The organism is Rhizobium sp. 62_C5_N11_2, assembly GCF_051811185.1.
Lineage (GTDB): Bacteria > Pseudomonadota > Alphaproteobacteria > Rhizobiales > Rhizobiaceae > Rhizobium > Rhizobium leguminosarum.
Genome location: NZ_JBPWPW010000001.1, coordinates 792,289 through 801,256, shown reverse-complemented (window position 1 = coordinate 801,256; position 8,968 = coordinate 792,289). Strand labels below are relative to the sequence as shown.

At 61.3% G+C, this 8,968-nt stretch carries 16 protein-coding genes; 10 read left to right on the top strand and 6 right to left on the bottom strand.

Features of this window, described 5'->3' with window-relative positions:
• Positions 1-2: 2 nt before the first annotated feature.
• The 3 genes from AB8B31_RS04000 to AB8B31_RS03990 form a co-directional block, all read right to left on the bottom strand.
• Positions 3-281, bottom strand: coding sequence for a DNA-directed RNA polymerase sigma-70 factor (locus AB8B31_RS04000; RefSeq protein ID WP_018241000.1), 279 nt, complete (start codon positions 279-281; stop codon positions 3-5).
• Positions 282-496: 215 nt separating this feature from the next.
• Entirely contained in the window at positions 497-691 is a 195-nt protein-coding gene (locus AB8B31_RS03995) for a hypothetical protein (RefSeq protein WP_018240999.1), read from the bottom strand.
• On the bottom strand, positions 688-879 hold the full coding sequence (locus AB8B31_RS03990) for a hypothetical protein (protein WP_439007353.1): 192 nt from the start codon (positions 877-879) through the stop codon (positions 688-690). The genes AB8B31_RS03995 and AB8B31_RS03990 overlap by 4 nt, the downstream gene beginning before the upstream one ends.
• A gap of 142 nt (positions 880-1,021) precedes the next feature.
• Here AB8B31_RS03990 and AB8B31_RS03985 point away from each other — a divergent pair, with 142 nt between their 5' ends.
• A complete protein-coding gene (locus AB8B31_RS03985; protein WP_018240997.1) occupies positions 1,022-1,669 on the top strand; it encodes a LexA family transcriptional regulator in 648 nt (215 codons plus the stop codon).
• Positions 1,670-1,874: 205 nt separating this feature from the next.
• Here the strand turns inward: AB8B31_RS03985 and AB8B31_RS03980 are convergent, their stop codons facing one another.
• Positions 1,875-2,093: a hypothetical protein gene (locus tag AB8B31_RS03980; protein ID WP_018240996.1), complete on the bottom strand. Its 219-nt coding sequence runs from the start codon at positions 2,091-2,093 to the stop codon at positions 1,875-1,877.
• A gap of 447 nt (positions 2,094-2,540) precedes the next feature.
• Between AB8B31_RS03980 and AB8B31_RS03975 the strand changes: the two genes are divergently transcribed.
• The 3 genes from AB8B31_RS03975 to AB8B31_RS03965 are packed head-to-tail and all read left to right on the top strand — an operon-like array spanning position 2,541 to position 3,275.
• Positions 2,541-2,804, top strand: coding sequence for a hypothetical protein (locus AB8B31_RS03975; RefSeq protein WP_018240995.1), 264 nt, complete (start codon positions 2,541-2,543; stop codon positions 2,802-2,804).
• 10 nt (positions 2,805-2,814) lie between these two features.
• The gene (locus AB8B31_RS03970) at positions 2,815-3,054 is read left to right on the top strand and encodes a hypothetical protein (protein WP_018240994.1); all 240 of its coding nucleotides are present in this window, start codon (positions 2,815-2,817) and stop codon (positions 3,052-3,054) included.
• Positions 3,051-3,275 (top strand): hypothetical protein, encoded by a 225-nt coding sequence (locus AB8B31_RS03965; protein WP_018240993.1) that lies wholly within the window; start codon positions 3,051-3,053, stop codon positions 3,273-3,275. The genes AB8B31_RS03970 and AB8B31_RS03965 overlap by 4 nt, the downstream gene beginning before the upstream one ends.
• A gap of 26 nt (positions 3,276-3,301) precedes the next feature.
• Here the strand turns inward: AB8B31_RS03965 and AB8B31_RS03960 are convergent, their stop codons facing one another.
• On the bottom strand, positions 3,302-3,541 hold the full coding sequence (locus tag AB8B31_RS03960) for a DUF982 domain-containing protein (RefSeq protein WP_018240992.1): 240 nt from the start codon (positions 3,539-3,541) through the stop codon (positions 3,302-3,304).
• Between the two features lie 181 nt (positions 3,542-3,722).
• On the opposite strand from AB8B31_RS03960, the gene AB8B31_RS03955 reads away from it, so the two are divergent.
• The 6 genes from AB8B31_RS03955 (at position 3,723) to AB8B31_RS03930 (ending at position 7,647) form a co-directional block, all read left to right on the top strand.
• Positions 3,723-3,911 (top strand): hypothetical protein, encoded by a 189-nt coding sequence (locus AB8B31_RS03955; RefSeq protein ID WP_018240991.1) that lies wholly within the window; start codon positions 3,723-3,725, stop codon positions 3,909-3,911.
• Positions 3,912-3,920: 9 nt separating this feature from the next.
• Positions 3,921-4,943 carry a LuxR family transcriptional regulator gene (locus AB8B31_RS03950; RefSeq protein WP_018240990.1) on the top strand — a complete coding sequence of 341 codons (1,023 nt, stop codon included), beginning with the start codon at positions 3,921-3,923 and terminating at the stop codon, positions 4,941-4,943.
• A 211-nt stretch (positions 4,944-5,154) separates the two neighbouring features.
• Positions 5,155-5,406, top strand: coding sequence for a type II toxin-antitoxin system Phd/YefM family antitoxin (locus AB8B31_RS03945; RefSeq protein ID WP_003546085.1), 252 nt, complete (start codon positions 5,155-5,157; stop codon positions 5,404-5,406).
• Positions 5,403-5,852: a type II toxin-antitoxin system VapC family toxin gene (locus AB8B31_RS03940; protein ID WP_018240988.1), complete on the top strand. Its 450-nt coding sequence runs from the start codon at positions 5,403-5,405 to the stop codon at positions 5,850-5,852. The genes AB8B31_RS03945 and AB8B31_RS03940 overlap by 4 nt, the downstream gene beginning before the upstream one ends.
• The gene (locus AB8B31_RS03935; RefSeq protein ID WP_018240987.1) at positions 5,849-5,992 is read left to right on the top strand and encodes a hypothetical protein; all 144 of its coding nucleotides are present in this window, start codon (positions 5,849-5,851) and stop codon (positions 5,990-5,992) included. The genes AB8B31_RS03940 and AB8B31_RS03935 overlap by 4 nt, the downstream gene beginning before the upstream one ends.
• Positions 5,993-6,060: 68 nt before the next feature.
• Positions 6,061-7,647 carry a hypothetical protein gene (locus tag AB8B31_RS03930; protein ID WP_018240986.1) on the top strand — a complete coding sequence of 529 codons (1,587 nt, stop codon included), beginning with the start codon at positions 6,061-6,063 and terminating at the stop codon, positions 7,645-7,647.
• An 18-nt stretch (positions 7,648-7,665) separates the two neighbouring features.
• On the opposite strand, the gene AB8B31_RS03925 is transcribed toward AB8B31_RS03930, so the two are convergent.
• Entirely contained in the window at positions 7,666-8,967 is a 1,302-nt protein-coding gene (locus tag AB8B31_RS03925; RefSeq protein ID WP_018240985.1) for a bifunctional folylpolyglutamate synthase/dihydrofolate synthase, read from the bottom strand.
• Between the last annotated feature and the right edge of the window lies 1 nt (position 8,968).

Here is an 8,968-nt window from a genome sequence, read left to right as displayed (position 1 = left end):
CCTCAAACCCGCGGCCTCCGCCGCCCGCCGGCAAAATTCACCGGCGTGCCCGGCTTGAGGGGGCGGCGGGGCAACCGGCGGATCTCCGAGCCGGCATGCTCCGCGTGGGCGGTGTCGCCCTTCTCGGCGCTTCGAAGCCTGTGGATCTCGGTTTCCACCGACGGCACCGACGTGCCGAGAATGGCAGCGATTTCGATATAGTCCCGGCCGGAGCGGAAGAGCTCGAGCGCGTTCATGTGAGCGCCTTGCTGCGCCGGGGCGGCCTTGGGCTGGAAGCTCATCGCTTGATCCTTCTTTCCCGCGAACGCGGTCCGCCATTGCCGCCGAAGCGGGTGCCAACAACGTCTTTGATTTTTCAGGGGTGACGACCGGAGCGCCGGCTCTGGGAGCAAAGGCTCCGGTCGTCTGCCAGGCCGCCGCCTGGGTTTCGGGCGCGAGTGCGCCCGGGAGCTGGCGTCGCCGAGGGAGGAGCGACGACGCCAGCCACCGATAGCCGTCAGGGAGGGGCTGGGCTATCGGGGTTGGTGATCGGCGGAGCGCCGGGCGGGATCATCGTCTCGCTGATCTCTTCCGGGCGCGTCGGCCGATCGCAATTCTCGCAGTGGCGCTCGATCACCTCGGCGATCGACAGCGCCTTGCCGCAATTCGGGCAGCCGGTGTAGCGGGCGGTGGTTTTCGGGGAGAAGGTCATAGCGACTCCACCTCCCGGTTGGCGTTCAGCACCTGCTGCAGGGCCTTGGCGAGGAAGGGGATATCCTCGTTGCGAACTGGGATCACCGACATCCGCCCTCCCCTTGGGCCTTGCGGCCGGTGTATGACGACGCCGGTCGGCATGACGTCCATGGCGAGATTCTCTTCCGAGGAGATGGTGAACCTCATGGTGCCGTCTCCCCATCCCGGAAAGCTTGTCCGTTGTTGATGATGTCGCTCTGTGTCATGGCGATTAGGGTACAATTAATACCCGATATGTCAAGCACATTAGGGCATGACATGTACCTTAATTTAGGGTATTTTTTATATCATGTTGAAAGAGCAGGAACAATTTGAACGCGAAGAACGCGCAAAGCGCCTCGTCATGGCCAGGAAGAATGCTGGCTTTGCCGGGCCGAAGGCGATCGTCGATCGGTTCGCCTGGAATGCGAATGTCTACAAGGCGCATGAGTCCGGCCGCAACGGCTTCGGCATTGCCGATGCGAAGAAGTATGCCCGCGCTTTCAAGGTCAATCTCAACTGGCTGCAGTTCGGCACCGGCAACGCGCTCGATCCGGATGAGCTGCCGGTCTCCGTCGCCGATATCCCGAAGATCTCCTGGGTCAGCGCCGGCCAGCTGAGCGAGCAGGCGCCGATCACCGACTTCTCGGAATTCCCGACGGTCGCCGCCCTCGATCTTCCCGATGGCGAATGGATCGCACTCGAGGTCGAAGGCAATTCGATGAACAAGATCTCGCCGCCGGGCTCGATCATCTTCGTCAATCTGCGTGACAAGCGCCTGGCGCCGAACGCGCTCTATGTCGTCGCCGACGAAACGGGGGCCGCGACCTACAAGCGCTATCGCCCGAACGACAATCCGCCCTTCCAGCCGGCGTCCTACGAGGACGTGCCGCCACCGGAATTCCAGGGCGCCGTCACCATCGTCGGCCGCGTCCGCCGATCGATCATCGAGATGTAGGGATGAGCGTCCAAGGCTCGGAAATAGTGCCGCGAATCAATCATATTTCAGTAGGGAAAACAGGATGATACGCCCTTCCTCACGCGCCGGCAGAATCTGGTTCTATATCGTCACGATAGCGGTGCTGCTCCTGGCGTATAGCGCCGCGCGCGAGATGTACGGCCTGTAGGATTTCGCTCCGAAGCTCGCCGATCCCCAGCCGGGATCACGAGGGGTATCGGGAGGATTCATCCTCTGAAACCACAAATTGCGGCAGCTCAGGATGCCGTTCGCGCACCACTCTCGACACCGCCACCAGGATGGAACGAATGGCTGCGGGGAACATGTCCTTCGGCAGCTTCTCCTCCCACGGATCGTAGAATTCGGTGATCGCATCCAGACCCGCCTCGATCACTTCGTCGGTGATTTCGATTTCGCTGCGCATCGCCGGCCTCCTTTTTTCTCCTAACATCATACTCCAACTTCAGTTCTCATTCCTCTCTCTTCAGCTTAGGAGGAGAAGGTTCCTGAAGGCTGGTGAGGGAGGGTTCCGGCCAAAGCTTCCCCCTACCCCATGAGCAAAGCCCATGAAGCCGGGAGAGCATTGGCCAAGTCCTGAAGGCCGGAGCCGGGATGGGACACGTGCCAGAGGGGCCATTCGCTTCGCCCTCGTCCTGATTTTCTGACAGCGCACTTAAGGACTTTCGCTTCCCGCGCCGCTGGGCTTCGTCAGCTCGGGAGTTGCACCCGGTCGCCCAATCACTTGATGCAGGCATACGCCTATGATTCGTACCTCGTCAATCCAAGAGGTATTTTTTATACCTTTTACCGCAATAGGGTATAATATATACCTTTACCTCACAAGCCGATCAGAGGCGCGAGAGGACAGGCGATGCAGCACATTCGCAATATCGAGACCGAGGAAAGCAAGCGGGATGCCCGCTGGAATGCGGCGCGCACGACCCACGACTGCCGCGCCTATATGGCGAACGAAGCCCAGCGCATGGGCGCCCTCGGCTTTGCGTACCTCCGCCGTCCCGAACACGCGATCCGCGGCCCGTCCTGGCTGCGTGGTGCTGCGGCCGGCGTCGAGGAGCATTACCGCTATGCCCGCGAGATCATGGGCATCACCGATACCGATCAGCTTTACGCCTGAGGGACCGGAGATGTCTGCCGCCAATCCCACACCAGAGTCGTCGACCGAGAGCCCTTCCCTTGCTGCCGCGCTACGGGCCGGAGCAACCGAAAAGACCCGCGCCAAGGCCCGCTTCACGGTAGGACCACCCGATCTCCTGAAAGCACTGGTGGAGGCCGAACGCTTTTTCGATGGCAGCGACGATCACGGCTGCCCGCTTCACCAGAAGATCCTCGCCGCCATCGACACGATGAAAGGCGGTGCAGCATGAGCGATTGCCTCATCAAGGCCTTTTCCGGCTGCGCCTGCCCGCCCGGCGAATGCGCCGAAAAGCCCGTCACCCCGGCGCCGGTCACCTTCGTCTCGTGGCGGACCCAGGCCATCGCCTGCCTCACCTTCGGCTTCCTCGCGGCAATCATTACGGCCGCCTGGATGGAGACACAGTTCAAGGACCAGGATCTCAGCCATCAGGAACAGGTGTCATGGAAGTGAGCCAAGGCTGTTCCAGATATCACCGATCAGGAGCTGAACTTGATGTCGCTCGCCTTGGCCGCGGTGATGAATGCGCGGCGCACCTGCTCCGGCCCGGCCGCATCATTGAACACATCGAGCACAAGACGTTCGGCGGCCTTCGCCGCCGGCGTCTGCTCGGGCCAATCGTTCAGCAAGGTATTGCCCGCCTGAACGACATTATAGACCGTTCTTGTCTTGCCATTGATGGTGATTTTCACCGGCTTGAAGCTTCGTCGCCTGCTCATGATGCAGCCCCCTCACGCTGGACATCCGACTCAACGAATCACTTCGAGACTCGTTCCGGTTGAGGTGATTCTTCGTTTGCCAACCGGGCGCCGAGCCCGATGTCCTCCGTCTGCATGACAGAGCCCGGCTCGGATGCGTGCGAGAATACGGCAGATGAAGCCCGTACCAGGAGGCAACACAATGGACCTTCAAAGTCTCGTCGCCGCGCACATGCCAAGCCGCCGCCGCCAGACGCAGATGGGCGCCGCGGCCGAGGACCGATACTACCGAAATCAGATCACCCTGCCGCGCCTGAGGCTTCGGCTCCTCGGGCTGCTCGCAACGACCGCCGGCGTGACGCTGCTTCTGGCTGGCGTCATCAACACATGAGGTGCCGTCATGCTCCGACAGACCGATCATGCTATGCTGCGATCCGTTGTCAGGGGGAACCGCGCGATGGACGACAGCGAGGCTGACCGGGCGGCGATCATGGCAGTGATCCGCGCCGAAACCGAGGCCTGGCTGCAGCGCGACTTCGAGGCGCTGGCAAGCCACTGGGTGCAGTCGCCGCAGACCCGGCGGATGGAATACTTCGCCTCGCTCGGCGTCCGGGTGGACGAAGGCTGGGACCCGATCGCCGCGCGGATCAAGAAGATCGTCGAGCGATTCCCGGAGAAACACGCTTTCGCGGAGCGCGTCCGCTGGGAAAAGGTCAACATCGTCGTCGACGGCAACATGGCCTGGATGACCTTCGATCAGATCGGCAGCGACACCGGTGAGGATCGCAAGCGCCAGCTGCGGGTCCTCCAGCGGATCGACGGCGCCTGGAAGATCGGCTGCATGGTGATGATGGAGAGCAGCGTCGAGGAGGCGAACTGCCCGCTGATCGAGGTCGACGCGGATGCGCGGATCCTCTGGACGAACCGGCTGGCGCGGGAGCGGATGCCTGGCCATCCCGGGCTCGTCGCCGCCGCCGGCCGCCTGCGCGCCCGGCAGCGCGAATGCGACCCTGCGCTACGCGAGGCGGTGCGGCTGGCGTTCCGCGAGCTGCAGAGCCAGAGACCGCTGAACATCGCGCCGAAGCAGACCTGGGCGGTGGCGCTCGGCGAGGACGCGGCAGGGGGACCGCTCCACTGCTGGGTCCTGCTCGAGGACGGCAAGACACTGGTCTCCTTCGACGATGCCGAGACGGTGGCGCGCCGGATCGCGAGCGCGCAGGAGGTCTTCGGCCTCTCGCCGGCGCAGACCCGGCTTGCTCGGCTGATCGTCGATGGCCACGACCTCGCGGCCGCCGCCGATCTGCTCGGGGTCAGTGTCAACACCTTGCGCACCCAGCTGCAGCGCATCTTCGACAAAACCGGCGTACGCAGCCAGGCGGCATTGGTACGGGCGCTGCTGAGCGCTGGAGCTCCGAGCCAATAGCCTCGACCGCGGGCGTCTGGTTGGGCCAATCGTTCAGGCTCGAACTGGATCCATGCGGACGATGCACCGTTCCTGTTCAGCCGCGCCTCGGTTATAATTTTCCTGCAGAATTTCTAAAGCGCTGCTGCACCCTTGGAAAACTCCCCTCTTGATGCAGTCGGCGTCAATGTCTATCTTGACCATATATGGTCATTTAAGACAGGAGGCCGCAATGTCGACGATCAGCGTGGCAGAGGCAAAGGCCGGTTTCGCCGGACTGGTGGATGAAGCGGCAAACGGGGAATTCGTGACGATCACGCGGCACGGAAAGCCGGCTGCCGTGCTTGTGTCCGTCGAAGCGGCCGAGGCCGCGAAAAGGGCTTTGAAGAAACCACGGCCGAATTTCGGGGATTTCCTGCTGACGTTTCCCGGTGGGGTCGAGCTGGAGCGCAACCCATCGAAAATGCGCGATATTGATTTGTGACCGCCTACCTTCTCGACACCAATATCATTTCGAAGTTCGCGCCGGGCAAGGTGCCGCCGTCCGATCCGGTGCGGGCATGGTTTCGTGAGCAAGGCGAAGCCGATGCTCTCTTTCTGTCGGCTCTATCGATCGCGGAAATCGAGAAAGGAATGCGGAGCCTTCACCGTCGCGGCGGGATCGAGCGGGCAAAGCGCCTTTCGGCATGGCTGGACTTCATCACCGACAGTTTCGGGGATCGCATATTGCCGATGGATACCGTTGTCGCGCGGATCGTCGGCGCTCTGGAAGACGACGCCGAGAGCCAAGGCCGTCATCCCGGCCTTGGCGATCTCATCATCGCGGCGACCGCGCGCGCCTACGACCTCACCGTCATTACGGAAAACTTGCGGCATTTCCAGCCGCTTGACGTCGCTGTCGATCTTCCGGCCGCGTTCCGGTCGGAATGATCCGAAGCATCGCCGATCACCAGCCGCACTTGATGTCGCTCGCCCTGGCTGCCGTCATAAACGCCCGCCGCACCGGCTCGGAAGCACAAGCAGCCTGGCAGCTTCGACCGCCGCACCTGCTGATGGCGCAGCACCTCTAGCACCGATCTAAACACGACCGTCCAAGAGAGATCGTGATATGGTTGGCGTCCAATTTGGAGGGGGAGCTATGCTGAAAAATCCCATAGTTGGACTGGCGGTTGGCGCGCTGATGGTTTTTGCGACCCACGCAGTAGCGACCGCCGATCCGCTCCCCAAGGGTTTTGAGCGCCACAAGTTCAACGGGTCGGTCAGACCGGAGGTCAAGGACGGCGTGACCCGGTTTGAGATATTCGACCGTCAATGTTCCAATGTCGACTATGGCGATGGACGCGGCGAAAATGATTGCCGCAATGGCAACGTCCGCTCAACAATTCGCTATACGCGAGACATGAAGGTTGGCGAAAGCGTCGAATACAAGTTCGATTTCCGGCTCGATCCGACCTTTGCCTACAAAGGCTGGCACAACAACTCCGCCAATGGCTTTTATCCCGATGGCTGGGACAGCCATCTGCGCCTGGCGTCCTGGGAAGGACCGGCAATCCACAATTTCATCTACATGCTGAAAGCCGACACGCGCAACGGCGTGAACTTTCTCGCCCGCCAGTGCCAAAAACCGCAAGATTTCGGCAAATGGGCGACATTCTCGCTGAAAATCCGATGGGCAAACGATGAGAGCGGCTGGGTTGCGGCAAGCTGCCACAACAAGGTGATCTATGCCGCCGAAGGCGAAGCAACCAACCAAGCTCCGCATTGCTGGGAATCGAACGAGTGCGAGCCGCAATCAAACCGCGACCCAAAATCATTCAACTTCATTCTCGGCCCGGTGATGATGGGTTGGGGCGGTGACTGGAAGAGCTATGACCATCATACGTCCCAGTTTGACGTAGTGCAGCCAGATGGTATCGGCATCGATGTCCGCAATGTCAGTGTGACCCGCGGTGTCGGCAATTATTCCGCCGAACAAGCCGTTTTGCTCAAGAGGTTGCAGCAGCAACTGGCTCACTTGGGCTGCAAGCCAGGGAATCTCGAGGGCAAGCCTGACAAGGCAACACGGCAAGCTGCGCTCTCTTGCCGCAAGTTCGAGAGCGGTTCGCTTCCCCAAGCGCTCAACCTCACGACGCTGCAAGCCTTCGCTGACGCCTATGCCAAGCCGGAGACCGCAAGTCTGCCGTCAGGCAACGCCGCGGCTGGTACCGAAAACCTTTCGTCCAAACCGAGGACCTATATCAAGCTCGGCGAAATGCTTGCCATGAAGACGGGTAAAGACACGAGGGTGAATTCCAACTTCTTCGGCAAGATCAAAGGCGCCAGGAAGGGACAGAACGAGCTGGACTTCATCATACTGGGTCAGTTCGACTACACTGACAACACTTTCAGCCAGCTGTCATTTGTTCTGCAAGACAATCTCTCCAAGGCCGAAGTGAATGCGGCGGCCAAGTGCGGCTATGGGACGATCCGGTTTCCAGACGGCACAGATCATGTGGAGATCGGCATGCAACGTTCAGGAAACACGTTCTCGTCCCCGCCAAGAACCGACTGCCTGATTCAAGCGCTCGGCAAACGACCGGCATCGCAGGTTCCCTACCTCACCACGGGGTTTGCCGATCTGGCCAAATCAATGGTTTCCGACGGCGGCTGGAAGAAACTGAGGCATGAAGGTTTGAAGATATTTGTCAAACGTGTTGCGGATGGTGAGATCACAGTCGGCGGCTGAGATCGCACCCGGTCAAGCTCACGCCGCACGGATGATGCCGACGAGATAGAGCGATCCGGTGACGAGAACCCATGCGCCCGATTCCGTGGCGCCTGCCAGTGCTTCTTGATAGGCCTCGAGCGGGTCCAACATGACGATGCTCAGCAGCCCGAGGGTGTCTGCAATCGTCTTCAGCTGTTCTGGCGAACGCGATCTGGCGCCGACGGTGGTGAAGATGATCGATATATCGTGCCGCGTCATCGTCGATAGCAAGCCTGCTGCGTCCTTGTCGTCCGCGATTGACATGACGGCAATGCAGGGAGCGCGGTATTTTTCTTCCTGCGAGAGGTCACTCAGAACCGCAGCAAGGTTGAAGGGGACATGCGCGCCGTCCAGCACCACATTGACCTTGGCATTGTCGCCGTGGCTGGTGATGTTGACTGCGATTTTTTCGAGCCGTCCCGGCAGGCGGGCAGTTGCGATCGTCGAGGGATCGAGGAGCTGTTCTCCAAGCGGCGCCGCCATCGCGCTTGCGCCCTTTGTCATGACGCCCATTTTCCCGAGCACATCCAGAACCGTGCCCGCCAGGGCTACATTCCGCTGCTCGATGGTTGCGTCGGCCGGCACGGTGGGGCGTCGCAGGGCACAGCCGAGCTCTGCTGCCCGGGCGGATACGACGGCGCCTGCCTCGTCCGCCTCCGGCAGGAGTGTGACGACCGTTGCGCCGCGCTTTATGATTCCTGCCTTCTCGAAGGCAATGGCGGCACGGGTTTTGCCGAGGATTTCGGTGTGCTCAAGATCGATATTGGTGATAACGGCGACATCGCTTTGAACGATATTGGTCGAGTCCCACCGCCCCCCAAGTCCGGTTTCGAGAACGGCCCACTCCACCCTTTCCGACCTGAAGATCAGCAAGGCCGAAACCGTCAGAATATCGAACCAGGTCGCTCCCTGCCCGTCCGTCGCCTCCCGCCTTGCGTCTTTGAACGCCGAGAGCGCCGCGCCGAGCGCATCCGCCAGGCGCTCCTCGCCGACCGGGCGGCCATCAATGCTGACCCGCTCGGTGATATGCATGACATGCGGCGAGGCATATCGCCCGACGGAGAACCCCGCCCGCGCAAGACCCGCCTCGATCAGGGCGCAAGTCGAGCCTTTGCCCTTGGTGCCGGCCACATGGACGATACGGAAGCTGTTCTGGGGATCGCCAAGCCGACGAGCGAGATCGCGCATCGGCTCCAAATCGACCCGCATATCGCCGCGCGGCCGGCGCTCCCAATTCGTGAGTTGATCAAGTTCGGCTAGAGAATTCGAAAGCCGTTCACTTTCGATGTGGGACGACATG